Origin of the sequence: Acinetobacter sp. B51(2017), from assembly GCF_003711395.1 — a bacterium.
In the GTDB taxonomy this organism is placed as follows: domain Bacteria; phylum Pseudomonadota; class Gammaproteobacteria; order Pseudomonadales; family Moraxellaceae; genus Acinetobacter.
On record NZ_PJRJ01000007.1, the window covers coordinates 79,348 to 95,696 of the forward strand.

A 16,349-nucleotide genomic window follows, 5' to 3' on the forward strand; every position below is an offset into this window, starting at 1 on the left:
CAGTTAAAACGCAAAATGTTCGGCATCTAACTGCATTAATGACTCAGCACCGGTTTCAATCACGGCAATGTGGGCGCATACCCGTGGTAGCAGTTTATTAAAGTAGAACTGCGCTGTGCTCATTTTGGCTTGGTAGAAAGCAGTTTCGCTGGTGCCTGCCGCCAAGGCTTGCTGTGCGGTAAATGCCATACGCGCCCAATAATAAGCCAGAGTGACATAACCGGCAAAGTGTAGGTAATCAACGGCTGCTGCACCCACTTCCTCAGGATTTTGCTGCGCATGTTCGGCAATTTCTTGCGTGATTTGAGCTAACTTTTGTGCCCATTTGGCCAATGGTGTGGTAAAGGCTTGCATCGCAGCATCATCTTGATGGCTATGAATAAACTCTTCAATGATGCTGGCAAAATCCTTCAGCAATTTACCTTTAGAACCTAAAACTTTGCGTCCTAATAAATCAATCGCTTGAATTTCTGTGGTGCCTTCATATAAACATGAGATTCGTGTGTCACGCACAATTTGTTCCATGCCATGTTCAGCAATAAAGCCATGCCCACCAAATACTTGTACACCTTTGTTGGCAGCTTCATAACCAGTTTCGGTTAAAAATGCCTTGGCAATTGGGGTGAGTAGCGACAAAATATTGTCGGCTTTTTCACGCGTTGCTGTATCTGCTGATTTTTCCACTACATCGGCATATTGGGCTAAATCATAAATTAAAGCACGACCACCTTCAGCAAAGGCCTTTTGCGTAAGCAGCATATTACGTACCGCAGGATGCACAATAATAGGATCGGCATCTTTTTCTGGGGCTTTAATCCCAGACAGTGAGCGCATGGCTAAACGGTCTTTGGCATAGGCCAATGCACCTTGGAATGAACTTTCTGCGGCTGACAAACCTTGTACCGCTGTACCAATACGTGCCGTATTCATAAAGGTAAACATGCAGTTTAAACCGCGGTTTTCGGGGCCAATTAAGTAGCCTTTGGCGCCATCAAAGTTAATCACACAAGTGGCATTACCATGAATACCCATTTTATGTTCAATCGAGCCACAGCGTACGCCATTGGCCTGACCATCAATCAGTTTAGGCACAATAAAGAGTGAAATGCCTTTGGTGCCTTTTGGAGCGCCGGGTAAGCGTGCTAACACAATATGAATAATATTCTCTGCCATGTCATGTTCACCAGCAGAAATAAAGATTTTCTCACCGCTAATCGCATAGCTGCCGTCTGAGAGAGGTTCAGCTTTGGTACGGATAATACCTAAATCAGAACCTGCATGTGCTTCAGTCAAGCACATCGTCCCAGTCCATTCACCAGAAACTAATTTAGGTAAATACGTGGCTTTTTGTTCATCCGAACCATGATGTTCTAGGGTACGTACTGCACCGTGTGACAAACCTGGATACATCCCCCACGCCCAGTTGGCTGTACCCACCATTTCAGAAATGGTAATACCTAAAGAATTGGGTAAACCTTGACCGCCAAATTCAGGGTCAGCAGAAAGCGAAGGGAAACCCAGCTCGATATATTTTTGATAGGCTGCTTTAAAACCGCTTGGTGTTGTCACCACACCATCTTTCCATGTGCAACCTTCTTGGTCACCCACTTGGTTTAATGGGGATAATTCATTTTCACAAAAATCCGCAGCAGCTTGTAAATATTGGTCAATCAATTCACGACTGACCGTATCCTGAAAGGCAGGCAAAGCAGCATAGTGTTGCTCAGCATTTAATACTTCATGCAGTACAAATTGCATATCACGTAATGGCGCTTTGTATTGTGGCATATGATTATTCTCCCTTGATCAGGACCATCACTGGTGCTGAGTTATGTACTTATACACATATTGAAATTTGATTCTTTTATATACTGAGATGAAAAAGTTGATCCAGTTGAAAGCATGACTTTAAAGTCAAAGAAAAAATTTGCAGCACTTCTAAGTATTTTAATTTATAAAAATTTTAAGCTAAAAAAACAGCCCTTATAGTCAATTTAAGTGGCAATTATGTAAAAAAAAAGACGCGGCAGGCACGTCTTTTGATCTAAGTTTAAAGCATTAAGCTGCTTTGCTTTGAAGATTAGGCTTAAATTTGAGTTGGCATTGACCCTTGATGCTCTGTTCAGCAAATTTAATGTGTACGGCTTTACCTGTGGTTTGACCTTGGCACGCAGTTTGAATGGCTTTTTGTTTGGCTTGACGTTCGGCTAAACGTAAATCAAATTGTTTCACCATTTCGGCACGTTGTGCATCTGTTAACACGGCATCACGTTTTAGCGGTGCGGCACGCTCTGACATTTTATAGTTTGATTTTAAAGCATGTTGACCACGTTCTGGCATAAACACCATTTCACAGCTACCGTTAATACTACGTTGACCAGCGCTAATGCTCACATTTTCACCCGCCTTTTTACCGTCACAGGCTTGATTAATCGCTTGATGCATACCGCGCATATGCTGTTTGGCCATACGTCCGTCTTGATGATGTTTCATCATACGTTCGTGTTTTGGCTGTTGTACTTGTGTCTGTGATTGACAGGCAGTGAGTGCCAATGCACCTGCGATAACCGTTGTTGCAATTGCTAACTTTTTCATTGTGTTGCCCCTAAAACCCAATTTTTGTGCGTTCAAGATTAAATAATAAAGATGAAGAAACAATGGAGAGTTTTTTATTATGCTGTTGGGTACAATAGCTCTCTCCAGTTTAGAGAGCCTCCTGTGAACATTCGTCGCGTTCCAATTGCCTTGCGCTTATTTTTGACCGTCTTATTTGCATCCTTGCTGATTACTACAGTGAGTTTAGGCGTGTTGCATTGGACCATGCAAAAAAACTTTGCGCGTTATGTCGCAGATGTAGAGATGCAAAAGCTTGATTTATTAGTCAATAATTTAAGTGGTGTCTACAGTATGCACCATGATTGGGGCAATGCCATTCAAGCACAAATTCTTCAAATTGAAGGCGAAGCAGGGCCAGAGGACTATGATCGTTTGTCACGTTGGTGGTTAAGGCGTCAGTATGATATTGCCCAGCAGCAACGCTATTTTGAAGAACACCGCTTAATGAATGTCGCAGCTGCGGTAAATAGCAACAGCCAAACTCAAAGTGTAATTGACCCAGAAGAGCTACGCCATATTGAGCTGAATTTGCCTTCAGAATATGTGCCTTTTGAGGGTTTAAACTTTCCACTCAATATGAGTAGTTTTCGTAGCGATCAAAAACAAAACAATGATGGCAAAAAACAGTTTATTTCCATGCCTGACCGTTTAGGTTTGGGAACGCGTTTAGGTTTATACGATGCTAAAAAACAATTTATTGTCGGTGAACCATCGCCCGCACAAACCTCATGGCGACCGATTGTTGTAGATCAAAAAGTGGTGGGTTATTTAGCCTTAAAACCTGTCTTAGAACAAGACGATGCCTTAAGTATTAATTTCTTTAGTAATCAAAAACGCTATTTATTTTTAATCTATGGCTTAAGTTTCCTAGCCAGTTTAATTGTGGCGCTGTTATTAGCCACTTATTTTAAAAAGCCGATTCAACGTTTGTTAAATGGCACACGCGAATTAACCAAAGGCAACTATCAGCATCAAGTGATGGTGAATCGTAATGATGAACTGGGTGATTTATCGCAGCAACTTAATCAATTGGCGTCTATTTTAGACCAACATGAAACCTCACGTCGTCAGTGGGTCGCAGATACTTCACATGAGCTCAAAACCCCGCTTGCGGTATTACAAGCGCAAATTGAAGCGATGCAAGATGGGATTCGTAAAGCCACACCAGAACATTTAGGTGCCATGTTGCGTCAAGTGACAAGTTTAAAGAAACTCACCAAAGATTTAGCCGATTTAGCCCAAGCTGATGCGCAGCAACTGAGTTGTTACTTTACCAGTGTTAATCCTTGGCAAGTGATTCAGCAAGAAGTTGAAAACTTTAAGCCAAGTTTTGCACAGGCTAATATTCAACTCAGTGCGACAGGGCAAGATGCTACGTTACAATTAGATGTCGACCGCTTTAAGCAAATTATGGTCAACTTAATTGGCAATAGCTTGCGTTATACCGATGCCGAAGGCCAAGTGCAGATTCACACGCATGAAAGCGCTGATGAATGGACAGTATATGTCGATGATAGTCCGCTTGGTCTGAGTGATGAACAATTAGTGCGTTTGGGTGAGCGTTTCTATCGCGTGGATGATTCACGCACGCGTGCCACAGGCGGTACGGGCTTAGGTTTGGCATTATCACGCCAAATTGCACAGGCCCTAGGGGGTACATTAAGTTTTGAACATTCTCCTTTAGGTGGTTTGCGTTGCAAATTGACCTTTCCAAAAACATTGCAAAATCAAGGATAACTCAACATGAAACATATTATGCTGGTGGAAGATGAGGTTGAACTCGCCCAGTTGGTACGTGACTATTTAGAAGCAGCCGGCTTAGAGGTCAGTATGTTTCATGATGGTCAAGAAGCTTACGATAGCTTCTTACAACGTAAACCGAATTTAATGATTTTAGATCTGATGGTGCCACGCATGGATGGCCTAACCATTTGCCGTAAAGTGCGTGAACAGTCGGATTTACCGATTATCATGACCACAGCACGTACCGAAGAAATTGACCGTGTACTGGGTTTAAACATGGGTGCCGATGATTACGTGTGTAAGCCATTTAGCCCGAAAGAATTGGTGGCGCGCGTGCAAGCAGTGTTGCGTCGTTTAGACCGTAAAGCGGAACCAGAACAAAACAGCTTATTCCGCATGGACAAAGGTCAGCAGCGTATTTGGTATCAACAAAAGCCACTGAACTTAACGCCAACCGAATTCCGTTTATTGGAACTGTTTTTAGAGCATGTCGGACAAGTCTATTCGCGTGCCCAATTGCTAGATCATATTAATCCAGACAGTTTTGATGTGGCAGACCGCGTGATTGATAGTCATATCAAAAACTTACGCCGTAAAATTTCTGATGCTGCCGAAACAGGCAACCGTCATGAATGGATTCAAGCGGTGTATGGCGTGGGCTACCGTTTTGAATATCCTGAAGACTAAACTTTAAGTCTGCATATAAAAAGCGAACTGATTCACTGGTTCGCTTTTTTATTTATCTTTAAAAAAATTATAAATAATAATCAAAGAATTAATTTGCTTTTCAGCATGACCACTCAACACATGAGCGATGGGCGCTAGGTGAATAGAAGCACAGGCTTTACAATTTAGGTTTTTAACCTTGAGAGTGTGTTTTGGACAGCGAGACGCCAAAGCTGCAGCGCCGTTTAAAGAACCGTCATATCCAACTCATCGCCATGGGTGGGGCAATTGGTACGGGGCTTTTTTTAGGTTCAGCACATATTATCCAATCAGCAGGTCCATCGATTATTTTGGGCTACATGATTGGTGGTTTAATTGCCTTTTTAATTATGCGTCAATTGGGCGAAATGATCGTACATGAACCCGTGACTGGTTCATTTAGTTATTTTGCCTTTAAATATTGGGGTAAATTTTCAGGCTTTTTAACTGGTTGGAACTACTGGATTTTATATATTTTAGTCGCCATGACGGAACTGACCGCCATTGGTAAATATATCAATTATTGGTGGCCAGAAATTCCAGCGTGGGCGTCGGTGTTGTTTTTCTTTGTCTTAGTGACAGTGATGAACTTAGCCAATGTCAAAATTTACGGAGAATCCGAATTTTGGCTCTCTCTGATTAAAGTCCTCGCGATTGTGATGATGATTTTGTTTGGGGTGTATTTGCTCTTTACTGCCGATGTCAACTCAAGCGCATCGATCAGTAATTTGTGGGCACATGGCGGCTTTTTCCCTAATGGCTTCGAAGGGCTATTTTATATGTTGGCCTTTATGATGTTTGCTTTTGGCGGCATCGAGCTAATTAGTATGGCCGCAGCAGAAACCGAAAATCCAGATCACAATATTCCTAAAGCAGTTAATCAAACTGTGATTCGGGTGTTCTTATTCTATATTTGCTCGTTGGCGATCTTACTGTCGTTAGTGCCTTGGAATCAGCTGAATTTAGGTGACTTAGAACATAGTCCGTTTGTAATGATTTTTAATCTGATGGGCATTGATTGGGCAGCACATTTACTCAACTTTATTATTTTAACCGCATCACTTTCGGTATGTAACAGTGGCATGTATGCCAATAGCCGTATGCTGTTGGGACTCGCAGAACAAGGCAATGCGCCTAAACTCTTTAAACAGGTCAATAGCAAAGGGATTCCAGTACCAGCGGTCCTGTTTTCTGCCTTACTGATTTTTGGTTGCGTGTTACTCAACTACTTTGTGCCAGAAAAAGCCTTAAGTTATTTAATTTATATTGTAGTGGCAGCGGCTGTGCTGAATTGGGTGATGATTAGTCTAATTCATCTCAAATTTAGACAAGCGATGCGCAAGCAGGGAATTCAATCTAAGTTTCCGGCATTATTTGCGCCGTTCACGAACTATTTAGTTTTAGCTTTTATGGCGGTGATTTTATATGTGATGTGGATGCAAGGTTTTATGCTCTCTGTACTGATGCTACCTGTGTGGATAGGGATTTTATTTATCTTATTTAAACTGCTAAATCAGCAAAAAGCGTAATAAAAAATGGACTCCATAGAGTCCATTTTTTTATCTTTAAACCTAGCTAGAACAACTGACCACTAATTCAGGTTGATCACTCGGTAGAGGTGCTAAATCTTCGGCGCGTTCTAATTCAGGCTGTTGGCTAAATGGTGTGCTGAGTAACTTAAACAGACGTTCGACTTCAGAAAAATCATTACCTTCCGCCAGTTCAATTGCTTTTTGCGCCATATGGTTGCGCAAAATATAGTGTGGATTGACTTCAGTCATACGCTGATTTAAAGCCTCAATATCTTGATGTTCACGAATACTGTGATATTGGCTTAAGAAACTTTCAAATTGACGACGATCTAGACAATCATCAAGCAGCGCCGTGTAGTCTTGGTTTTGCAAGCGAATAAAGCTTTGCGTGTAATCAAGCTGCTCGCTTTGCAAAATACGTAAAAATGCCATGGCGCAATCAAAGCTGTCTTTATGGAAACTTGGCAAGCCCATTTTTTCCGCTAAGCCAAACTTATAATGTTCTAAGAAAGTGGGTTCAAAGTGTTCTAAACAGGCAGCTAAATCTTGTTTCCACTGCTCTTTATCATAGCCTTCAGGACACAAAGGTACCAGATTATTCAGCCATTGCCAAAGATTCCAATGTCCCATACTCGGTTGATTTTGATACGCGTAACGCCCTTGATGGTCAGAATGATTGTTAATCCAATGAGGACGGAAGCGTTCCATAAAACCAAATGGGCCAAAATCAAGCGTTGAACCAGTGATATTTAAGTTATCGGTATTCATCACGCCATGTGCAAAACCGACCAATTGCCAGTGACTAATCATCACCGCAGTACGCTGAATCACACGAGTAGCAAAAGCTAAAATCGGCTGTTCTGCACTTAAGCATTCAGGATAATGCCATTCGATACATTTTTGTGTGAATTCAGGCAGTAAATCAGCTTGATACTGATTAATCCATTCAAAATGGCCTAAACGAATATGGCAATCTGAGGTGCGTAGCAACATCGCGCCACGTTCTAATTTTTCGCGTTGCACACCTTGATCTGATGAGGTGAACCCGACCGCATTACTTGCAGGAATCCCTAAACTATTTAAGGCATGACCGGCTAAATATTCACGAATGGTCGAGCGTAGTACAGCACGGCCATCGCCCATACGTGAATAAGGGGTTAAACCGGCACCTTTTAAATGTAGGTCAATGGTTTGATTATTTTTATCTAGGATTTGCGCGATGAGTAGCCCACGACCATCGCCTAATTGTCCGGCCCACTGACCAAATTGGTGACCCGCATAGACCATGGCTAAAGGGGGAAACTCAGCAAAGGTTTTTTGCCCGCTACAAATCTCTACCCATGCTGCTTGATCTTGTTCTGACCAATTTAGTTGTTCAGCCAAAGCCTGATTAAAGTGTCCCGCTTTGGCACCGTGCAAAGGGCTAGGGTCTTGCTGATGGTACAGTTTAGGATTGAGAGTTGGATAACGGGAATTAAATTGCATAAAGTAAAATACTCATAAATTTAAGCGCCACTATAACAAACAAAGCCCCGATTTCGGGGCTTATGCAATTAGGCTGCGCTATTCTTTTTTAAGCTACGCATGACGTGATTTAATGCTTCACGATGCTGTGCCAAGCGTTGTTCCACTTGGTGGAATTCAGCTTTCAGTTTGTCATCCATTTGGTGAATTTTTTCCGCCACAGCCGCTTTTTTATGTTGAATTTCTTGCTCTTTGAGCTTAGCCCAATCATTTAAAGTTTGGCTAAAGGCTTCGTATTCTTGCGAAATACGTTGCTTGGCTTGGGCAATATCATCTGTCACATTGTGACCGTAGACCGCTAAATCTTGCTCGGCATATTTAAACTTCATCGCCAGTTCAGCTTTTTTAATATTAAAGCTTGGAATACGACGTAAGTTTTTGGCTAAACCGAGTTTCGAGCAGCTCCAAATCAACCATTTAGTTGGGTCATATTGCCACCATTTTACCCCGTTACGATAATCGTATTGGAAGATATGGTGATAGTTATGATAACCCTCGCCCCATGTTGCCACAGCTAAGAAGAAGTTATCGCGTGCGGTATTTTCGTCGGTATAAGGACGTGTACCCCACATATGACACAATGAGTTAATAAAGAACGTGACATGATGGCTTAAAATCAAACGTACTAAACCACCCAACAACACTACGCCCCATACATCACCGACTGCCCAACCAAGCGGCAGTAAAATCGCAGCATGTACGGCAATCACTAAAGGCACATAGTATTTATGTTGGAACATCACGATTTTATCGTTTTGTAAATCAGGTGCATTTTTATAGTTTGGCTCTGCCGCAGGATAGTCGCGTAACATCCAACCTAAGTGTGCATACCAAAAGCCGTTATTAATTGAATACGGGTCTTTTTCGATATCATCGACATGACGGTGATGAGTACGGTGTCCTGAACCCCAATACAAAATACTATTTTGTACCGCAAAGGTTCCCATCAGCATTAAAATAATCTTTAATGGTGTAGTGGCTTCATAAGCACGATGTGCCCATAAACGGTGGTAACCTGCTGTAATCCCTAAACTGCTGACGCCTAAAAGCACAACCATACTGATCCAAGCTGCAAGGCTAAAATCATGGTTCATGGCATATAAAGGAATGGCAATGACGGCAACAATAGGTAAAAAGACTAAAGCAAAAACGGCAACCCAGTTAATCGGGGCTTGGGGTAGGGGAGGATTCATCTCCAACAACGCTCCTAGGACCAGCGGCTCACCTAAATCGGTGCAGATGCTAAGCATATTAGCATGAGCCAAGAGCTAGACTCTAGTATTATTATACGTTTGTATTGTAGGAAACAGTAACAGAATATCCACCCTCATCTATGTCAGTAAAAGCATAGCCTTGCAGGGACAGATAAAAAAAGGATGAACGTCGTATGTTGCAATCTAAGTTTTTAAAAGTAAATGGTTTTTTGTGTTTAGGTCTGATTTTGGTTGCTTGTCAAAGTAGCCCCCCAACAACCCAAAAAAACACCACATATCGCAGCAGCCAAGAGCGACCATTAAACGTGATTCGTAGTAGCGATGGCTTACAAGACATTGCTTGGCAAATTAAGCAAATTCACGGTAAGCCTGCGCGTTTTTACGGACAAATGCCAAGCTTAAAGCTCAATTCACAATTGGGAGTATTACAAGGGCATACGGGCTGTAATAGTATTCATGGGCGCTATGTCTTACAAACAGCACAAAAAAGTCTGTCTTTAGAGGCCAAAGCTGGACATTACAGTTGTGATCAAGCCTTAGCACAGGAGGCAGAATTAGCAGATGCTTTAGCCAGTGTGCGACGCTATCAAGTCAGTGGTCAGCAATTAATTTTATTGGATCAACGTGGTCGTAGCGTGATTGTGGCGCAAAAGCCCTAAGCATAAAGCGCGATGCATCAGGGCTTTTTTAGGTTTTAGAGCTGCTCTAACATCAGCTTTGGGTAGTCAGTAATTAAGCCCTGTACGCCAAGGTCGCGCAATTTTTTCGCACGTTCAGGTTCATTTACTGTCCAAACACTGATATTGAGTTTGGCATCATGCGTGGCTTGAATGAGCTCATCAGTGGCTAGTTCATTCATCCAACCAATTTGGCAACATCCTAAAGCTAAAGCATCTTCAATGGCTTGTGCGCCACGGGTATCTTCAATCAGTAAACCGCGTTTAAAATTTGAATTTTGTTGTTGTAGAGCAGTATGAATTTTAGGGTCAAAACTGGTAATGATTGCGCTTTGTTCAAAACCGCGCAATTGCTGTTGTAGGGTTTGAGTGAGTTGAAAAGCATGTTGTTCTGAAGCCACAGCTTTCACTTCGACTTCAATATGATCAAAGTTATAAATCACTTTTAGGGTTTGTTGTAACAGTGGTGTAGGCTCAAACTGATTCCATGTCGACCATGTTACGGCATGGTTATATTGGGCTAAATCGGTGGCATCGCATTCGTATAATTGTTTCTCTTGTCCTGTGGTACGTAGCATTTGATCATCGTGCATAACAATCAAGGCATGATCTTTGAGTTGTCTTACATCAAATTCTACGCCACGAATGCCTAAATCTTGAATATATTGAAAGCCGCCGAGCGTGTTTTCTGGTGCTTCACCACGCGCACCGCGATGACCAATTATGCGCATGTTAAACCTATACGTAACGGTGAAAAGGACATATTAAACAAGACAAATGACAAAAAAGTGACGCTATTTTGATCCAATCATGGGGAATTGCAAGCATGATCGGATGAAATGTCATCTATGTTGAGGGGCTAAATTTAGATGCTTTGGTTAATATTTTTTTGCCATAGCACTTCGTTGCCACCGCTTTGCAGTTGTAGCGTGCGCGATGCGACAAATAACCAATCTGATAAACGATTGAGTAGTTGTAAAGATGGCGCTTGAATATTTTGATCGCGTGTATGGACTGCCATTAAACGACGTTCGGCACGGCGACAGACACTACGGGCTTGATGTGCAAAACTACAGGCTAAACTTCCCGCAGGTAAAATGAAGTCTTTGAGCATTGGTAGGGCTTCATTCATGTCATCAATATCATTTTCTAGATATTCAATTGAAATTGGCTGCACCAAATGAAAGTTTGGAATACAGACTTCACCGCCTAAATCAAATAACCAATGTTGAATTAAGCTTAATGATTTATCCCATTTGGCTTTTTGCGCTTCTGTTAAATCACTCAGGCTAATGTGTGAACGCAAGATGCCAATGCTTGAGTTAAGCTCATCAACATCGCCTAGCGCTTCAATGCGTAAATCATCTTTGGCCACGCGTGAGCCATCGCCTAAACCTGTGGTACCTGCATCACCTGTACGGGTATAAATTTTACTTAAACGGTGTCCCATGTGAGTTCCTTAAAATTTCAAATGCTGAATATGAAAAGAATCATGCCATAGCCATGACATGATTCTCAAAGGTATTTATCAAAAGACTGAGCTTAGTATTTAAAGGTGACACCAGCAGAGGCAAGGCGACCACCGTTGACATAGTATTGAGCACCACTGCTATGTACAGTTTTGTATTGCACATCAGCAATATTTTCGATGTTACTAAACAATTTCACATGAGGGTGAATATTCCAATATGCATTTAAATCAATACGTGCATAGCCTGGAATATCTTGGCTGAAATCTTTGGCTTTAGATTTTGCTGTCAATGTTGCGCTAATACCGTAATCGGCATTTTCTAGACCAGTGGATAGACTCAGGGACTGACGTGGGCGACGCAGTAATTCAGTGCCTTTGTCTTGATCTTCAGTTTTCACATAGCTATAGCCTGTAGAAAGAAAATAGTCTTCATGTGTCCACTTTGCGGTCAGTTCAGCACCTTGCATGGATGCTTGATCGATATTTTTATTTTGATATACAGGGAAAGTATTCTCCCAATCGCCATCACATATGCTAACGCAGGTTGAATTAATCATATTGTCCACTTCGGTATAAAAGATCGATGCGCCAACCAATAGATTTGCTGTAATACGTTGATCTATCCCGATTTCATAAGAAATACTTTCTTCAGGATCAAGCAAATCATTGCCACCCCAAGCGTACATATCATTTAAAGTCGGTGCTTTAAATGCTGTGCCGATATTGGTGTAAATACTGGTGTTAGGGAGGAGTTGATAACGTACCCCACCTTGTACGACACTGTGCGTGCCAAATTTTTCGTTATCTTCTAGGCGTACCCCGAGTTGTGTACTTAAACCATTGGCTTGGTACTGGTGTTGTAAGTAATAACCTGTGGATTGAATATCTTCATTCAGCGCATTGGTTTTGGCAGCAGTGCTCCGTGTAGTCACTCCAGCTAAAATATTTTGTACTTGGCTGATTTGCCATTTGCTATATAACTCGGCTTCTTGTGTTGTGCTATGTACGTTGCTGTTTGCGGTCGTTGTTTGGTCTAAATTATCTTTAAACTGTGAAAGACGTGTATGGATTTCAAGAGTTTTGGTTGGATTGACACGCATTTTAAAATTAACGACTTCGTTTTCGAAGTCTTGACTCATAAATGTGCCCCAACTGTTGTACTGGTTATTGCCTTGATTTTGGCTGTAATCAAGTGATGCTGCATATTGCTCACGATCAACACCAAATTTTGCGCTATAACCTTTTTGATCAAAACTATAGTTGCGATGGTCATTCAGGTTAAATACCGAAGTGCCATCACTTTCTAAAATTTGACCACGTACTTGAGCATAGATGCCATTTTCGGCAAGGTCGGCACCGACTAAGGATTTATAAGTCTTACTCTCGCCAATTTCACTTGTGACAAAGGCAGCGCTTTTCTGAGGTGTCTTCGTCACAAATTGAACCACACCACCAATAGCATCTGTACCGTAGAGGACAGAAGCAGGTCCTTTTAAGACTTCAATTTGTTGAATGTCGGTCGTATCTAGAAATGGAATGGATGCTGCACCAGTCGTCGCGCTATTGAGGCGAACACCATCACGTAAAACTAAGGTTTGAGTAGAGTTTGTACCACGTAAGAAGAGAGAAGTTTGCTGTCCATAACCACCAGATTGAACCACATTGATACTAGGATCAATTTTCAGTAAATCGGGAAGGGCAGTAATAGCAGATTGTTCAAGAATACGCGGCTCAATAATCGAAATACGTGCAGGCACATGTTCAATTTTTTCTTCAGAACGCGTCGCCGTGATGACTAAGGTATCCAGTGTTGCTGTGGTGGCTGCTACATCATTGGCAGATACAGAAAAACTGCTGGCGAGAGCAATAGCACCCGCAAGTGCTGCAGGCTGAAAGTTTGACATAAAAGGCTCCATACATTCACTTCCCCGTGAATGATTGAGTTGTGGGGCACAGGCGAGGTATCCGGACTTAAATGTGCGTATGCTACATATCCACCTTCCCACATCAGATGCAGTGGTGTAAATCGTGTTGATTTATAAAGATATGCTTTTCATTTTACCGTTGCGGGGGCAGTGTTGGTTTCGCACCAACTTCCCTAACCAATGTGCAAGTGCGGCAGAGTATACGGTCTGCCTATTGCTTAAACAATGCGCGTGAATAATTATCTGGATGAACTTTACGCAACATCGCAAAATTGCTTTACAATGCGGATTGTTAGAATTTATAGATTGGCTATAAATCAGGATGAGTTAAAGCCAGAACCAGATATGCGAACGCGTGCCAAAATCTGTGGTATTACCAGAAGTCAAGACATTCAAGCCGTTGTTGATAGCGGTGCTGATGCCATTGGTTTGGTATTTTATCCACCGAGTCCTCGAAGTGTGACTATTGCCCAAGCTGCTGAATTAGCAAAACATATTCCTGCTTATGTACAACTAGTAGGTTTGTTTGTAAATGCCTCGCTTGAAGAGATTCAAGCCACTTTACAACAAGTTCCACTCGATGTATTACAGTTTCATGGCGATGAAAGCCCTGCACAATGTCAAGCGATTGCCAAAGCGACAGGGCGACGTTGGTATAAAGCCATTCAGGTTAAATCTGATATGAATATAGAGGTTGTGATAAAAAGTTATCAAGCAGCAGGTGCAAGTGCGATGTTACTTGATGCATGGCATCCCACCTTAAAAGGTGGTACAGGGCATGCCTTTGACTGGACAAAATTCCCAAAACTCGATATTCCTTTAATTTTGGCAGGGGGTTTAAGCCCTGACAATGTTGCACACGCTATTGATATCACCCGTGCTTATGCGGTGGATGTTAGCGGAGGCGTAGAGTCCGCAAAAGGTATTAAAGACCGACAACTCATTGAACACTTTATGCAAGGAGTCCAACGTGGATCAGCAAAATAATGTGATTGACTATACCCAATTCCCCGACGCGCGTGGGCATTTCGGTATCCATGGCGGACGTTTTGTGTCAGAAACTCTAATGGCAGCCTTACAGGATTTAGAGCAACTCTATTTCCGTATGAAAGATGATGCTCAGTTTTTGGCAGAATTCGACCGTGATCTCGCCTACTATGTAGGTCGTCCTAGTCCTTTATATTATGCTGAGCGATGGTCGAAGCACCTTGGCGGTGCGCAAATTTACCTCAAACGTGAAGACTTAAACCATACTGGCTCACATAAAGTGAATAACACTATTGGTCAGGCTTTATTGGCTAAACTTTCAGGTAAAAAGCGTATTATCGCCGAAACTGGCGCGGGTCAACATGGGGTCGCAACCGCAACCATCGCTGCACGTTTAGGTTTAGAATGCGTGGTATATATGGGCGCGGATGACGTCAAACGTCAAGCCATGAACGTGTACCGTATGCGTTTATTGGGCGCAACTGTTGTACCGGTGGAAAGTGGTTCTAAAACCTTAAAAGATGCCATGAACGAAGCGATGCGTGATTGGGTCACCAATGTTGATAGCACTTACTATGTGATTGGTACCGTGGCAGGCCCACATCCATATCCGCAATTGGTACGTGACTTCCAATCGATCATTGGTCGTGAAGCACGTCAACAAATTCAAACCCAAGCAGGTCGTTTACCAGATGCATTGGTGGCTTGTGTGGGTGGTGGTTCAAATGCGATGGGCTTGTTCTATCCATTCTTAAACCATCAAGATGTGAAAATGTATGGCGTAGAAGCTGCAGGTCATGGTATTGAAACAGGTAAACACTCAGCACCTTTAAATGCAGGTCATGTGGGTGTCTTACACGGTAACCGTACTTATTTAATGTCGGATGAGCAAGGTCAAATCATTGAAACGCATTCGATTTCTGCTGGTCTAGACTATCCGGGGGTGGGTCCTGAACACAGTTTCTTAAAAGATATGAACCGTGTGGAATATGTGCCAATTAATGATACTGAAGCTTTACAAGGTTTCCGTGATTTAACCCAAATTGAAGGCATTATTCCTGCGCTTGAAAGCTCACACGCCATGGCGTATGTGACCAAACTTGCGCCAACCATGTCTAAAGATCAAATTATTATTGCCACTGTTTCAGGTCGTGGTGATAAAGATTTAATGACCGTTGCGCATATTGATGGCGTAGAAATGGTTGAGATGTAAATGCTCTTAAGTCCTCTCCTAATAGGAGAGGGTTTGGGAGAGGTTAAAACTTAAAAAATCGCATTCAAGCAATTGAGTGCGATTTTTTATTTATAAAAATAAAGTCGTAAAAAGCTGAAGTGTTTAGACGACAGTTGGCTTATATCTCGTTATGATGATCTTAACTCGCTCAAAGGATTGCTTATGCCAAGTTTATTTATTGTGATGTTAGGTGGTCGCCATGCGCGTGCCAATACCGAAGTGCATGATGTGGTCTTAGCGGTCGGTGAAGACTTAAAAGAGACCTACCCACAACTCAAAAATGCATGGTTTGGTGAACAAAAAGGTTTACATATTGATTCATGGGCACAAATTAATGGCATTGAGTTTGAAGGACAATCTTATCAAATCCAATTTACCGATGCTGCGCCTAAGCAAAGTGACGATAAACTGTATTTAATTAATTTAGGTGGTTATAGCCCGCGTGAATTTGGCGAATTACATCGTTATGTATTGGTGGTGGCACAAAATGCCATGGTGGCCAAGCAACGTGGCAAAAATTATTTTGCAGCAAGTTGGCAAAAACAACACACCGATCGTGTGTTAGATATTGATGATTGTATTGCCATTGATCATGTGCATGGACGCTATGTACAATTGGTGGCTGGTGAGTTTAGTTCTAATCGCTGGGAAAATACCTATTTGCCTTTAAGTGTTGATTAGTATTGCATCAAATAAAAAATGGACAACCTCTATGCAGGTT

The 16,349-nt window shown here is 42.1% G+C and carries 14 protein-coding genes and 1 riboswitch; of the genes, 7 read left to right on the forward strand and 7 right to left on the reverse strand.

Going from position 1 to position 16,349, the window contains the following annotated elements; genetic code table 11:
• Nucleotides 1–3: 3 nt before the first annotated feature.
• Both CYK47_RS05115 and CYK47_RS05120 read right to left on the reverse strand, forming a co-directional pair.
• On the reverse strand, nucleotides 4–1,788 hold the full coding sequence (locus CYK47_RS05115) for an acyl-CoA dehydrogenase C-terminal domain-containing protein (protein ID WP_122899549.1): 1,785 nt from the start codon (nucleotides 1,786–1,788) through the stop codon (nucleotides 4–6).
• Between the two features lie 270 nt (nucleotides 1,789–2,058).
• Entirely contained in the window at nucleotides 2,059–2,595 is a 537-nt protein-coding gene (locus CYK47_RS05120) for a hypothetical protein (RefSeq protein ID WP_122899551.1), read from the reverse strand.
• Between the two features lie 123 nt (nucleotides 2,596–2,718).
• Here CYK47_RS05120 and baeS point away from each other — a divergent pair, with 123 nt between their 5' ends.
• The 3 genes from baeS to CYK47_RS05135 all read left to right on the forward strand — a co-directional run bounded on the left by baeS (nucleotide 2,719) and on the right by CYK47_RS05135 (nucleotide 6,593).
• Nucleotides 2,719–4,353, forward strand: a complete 1,635-nt coding sequence (baeS, locus tag CYK47_RS05125) for a sensor histidine kinase efflux regulator BaeS (RefSeq protein WP_122899553.1) — start codon at nucleotides 2,719–2,721, stop codon at nucleotides 4,351–4,353.
• A 6-nt stretch (nucleotides 4,354–4,359) separates the two neighbouring features.
• Nucleotides 4,360–5,046 (forward strand): response regulator, encoded by a 687-nt coding sequence (locus CYK47_RS05130; RefSeq protein ID WP_122899555.1) that lies wholly within the window; start codon nucleotides 4,360–4,362, stop codon nucleotides 5,044–5,046.
• 191 nt (nucleotides 5,047–5,237) lie between these two features.
• Nucleotides 5,238–6,593, forward strand: coding sequence for an amino acid permease (locus CYK47_RS05135; RefSeq protein ID WP_122899557.1), 1,356 nt, complete (start codon nucleotides 5,238–5,240; stop codon nucleotides 6,591–6,593).
• Between the two features lie 42 nt (nucleotides 6,594–6,635).
• On the opposite strand, the gene CYK47_RS05140 is transcribed toward CYK47_RS05135, so the two are convergent.
• Together CYK47_RS05140 and CYK47_RS05145 are read right to left on the reverse strand one after the other, a co-directional pair.
• Entirely contained in the window at nucleotides 6,636–8,081 is a 1,446-nt protein-coding gene (locus CYK47_RS05140) for a protein adenylyltransferase SelO (RefSeq protein WP_122899559.1), read from the reverse strand.
• 68 nt (nucleotides 8,082–8,149) lie between these two features.
• A complete protein-coding gene (locus CYK47_RS05145; protein ID WP_122899561.1) occupies nucleotides 8,150–9,313 on the reverse strand; it encodes an acyl-CoA desaturase in 1,164 nt (387 codons plus the stop codon).
• Between the two features lie 194 nt (nucleotides 9,314–9,507).
• On the opposite strand from CYK47_RS05145, the gene CYK47_RS05150 reads away from it, so the two are divergent.
• Nucleotides 9,508–9,993, forward strand: a complete 486-nt coding sequence (locus tag CYK47_RS05150) for an META domain-containing protein (RefSeq protein ID WP_122899563.1) — start codon at nucleotides 9,508–9,510, stop codon at nucleotides 9,991–9,993.
• Between the two features lie 35 nt (nucleotides 9,994–10,028).
• On the opposite strand, the gene CYK47_RS05155 is transcribed toward CYK47_RS05150, so the two are convergent.
• The 3 genes from CYK47_RS05155 to CYK47_RS05165 form a co-directional block, all read right to left on the reverse strand.
• A complete protein-coding gene (locus CYK47_RS05155) occupies nucleotides 10,029–10,742 on the reverse strand; it encodes a glycerophosphodiester phosphodiesterase (RefSeq protein ID WP_122899565.1) in 714 nt (237 codons plus the stop codon).
• A gap of 134 nt (nucleotides 10,743–10,876) precedes the next feature.
• Complete coding sequence (locus tag CYK47_RS05160; RefSeq protein ID WP_122899567.1) at nucleotides 10,877–11,461, reverse strand: cob(I)yrinic acid a,c-diamide adenosyltransferase; 585 nt, start codon at nucleotides 11,459–11,461, stop codon at nucleotides 10,877–10,879.
• A gap of 92 nt (nucleotides 11,462–11,553) precedes the next feature.
• Entirely contained in the window at nucleotides 11,554–13,386 is a 1,833-nt protein-coding gene (locus tag CYK47_RS05165) for a TonB-dependent receptor plug domain-containing protein (protein ID WP_122899569.1), read from the reverse strand.
• A gap of 35 nt (nucleotides 13,387–13,421) precedes the next feature.
• A riboswitch (cobalamin riboswitch) is annotated at nucleotides 13,422–13,611 on the reverse strand.
• A 141-nt stretch (nucleotides 13,612–13,752) separates the two neighbouring features.
• Between CYK47_RS05165 and CYK47_RS05170 the strand changes: the two genes are divergently transcribed.
• The 3 genes from CYK47_RS05170 (at nucleotide 13,753) to CYK47_RS05180 (ending at nucleotide 16,309) form a co-directional block, all read left to right on the forward strand.
• Complete coding sequence (locus tag CYK47_RS05170) at nucleotides 13,753–14,394, forward strand: phosphoribosylanthranilate isomerase (protein ID WP_122899571.1); 642 nt, start codon at nucleotides 13,753–13,755, stop codon at nucleotides 14,392–14,394.
• Nucleotides 14,378–15,607, forward strand: coding sequence for a tryptophan synthase subunit beta (gene trpB / locus CYK47_RS05175; RefSeq protein WP_122899573.1), 1,230 nt, complete (start codon nucleotides 14,378–14,380; stop codon nucleotides 15,605–15,607). The genes CYK47_RS05170 and trpB overlap by 17 nt, the downstream gene beginning before the upstream one ends.
• Nucleotides 15,608–15,790: 183 nt before the next feature.
• Nucleotides 15,791–16,309: a DUF1543 domain-containing protein gene (locus CYK47_RS05180; protein WP_122899575.1), complete on the forward strand. Its 519-nt coding sequence runs from the start codon at nucleotides 15,791–15,793 to the stop codon at nucleotides 16,307–16,309.
• The last annotated feature ends 40 nt before the right edge of the window (nucleotides 16,310–16,349 follow it).

Bases quoted from the DNA above. Each gene is read 5' to 3' on its own strand.
- CYK47_RS05150 (WP_122899563.1), top strand. From the start codon at position 9,508: ATGTTGCAATCTAAGTTTTTAAAAGTAAATGGTTTTTTGTGTTTAGGT.
- CYK47_RS05170 (WP_122899571.1), top strand. From the start codon at position 13,753: ATGCGAACGCGTGCCAAAATCTGTGGTATTACCAGAAGTCAAGACATT.
- CYK47_RS05140 (WP_122899559.1), bottom strand. From the start codon at position 8,081: ATGCAATTTAATTCCCGTTATCCAACTCTCAATCCTAAACTGTACCAT.
- CYK47_RS05145 (WP_122899561.1), bottom strand. From the start codon at position 9,313: ATGAATCCTCCCCTACCCCAAGCCCCGATTAACTGGGTTGCCGTTTTT.
- CYK47_RS05130 (WP_122899555.1), top strand. From the start codon at position 4,360: ATGAAACATATTATGCTGGTGGAAGATGAGGTTGAACTCGCCCAGTTG.
- CYK47_RS05120 (WP_122899551.1), bottom strand. From the start codon at position 2,595: ATGAAAAAGTTAGCAATTGCAACAACGGTTATCGCAGGTGCATTGGCA.
- CYK47_RS05180 (WP_122899575.1), top strand. From the start codon at position 15,791: ATGCCAAGTTTATTTATTGTGATGTTAGGTGGTCGCCATGCGCGTGCC.
- CYK47_RS05165 (WP_122899569.1), bottom strand. From the start codon at position 13,386: ATGTCAAACTTTCAGCCTGCAGCACTTGCGGGTGCTATTGCTCTCGCC.
- CYK47_RS05115 (WP_122899549.1), bottom strand. From the start codon at position 1,788: ATGCCACAATACAAAGCGCCATTACGTGATATGCAATTTGTACTGCAT.
- CYK47_RS05155 (WP_122899565.1), bottom strand. From the start codon at position 10,742: ATGCGCATAATTGGTCATCGCGGTGCGCGTGGTGAAGCACCAGAAAAC.
- CYK47_RS05160 (WP_122899567.1), bottom strand. From the start codon at position 11,461: ATGGGACACCGTTTAAGTAAAATTTATACCCGTACAGGTGATGCAGGT.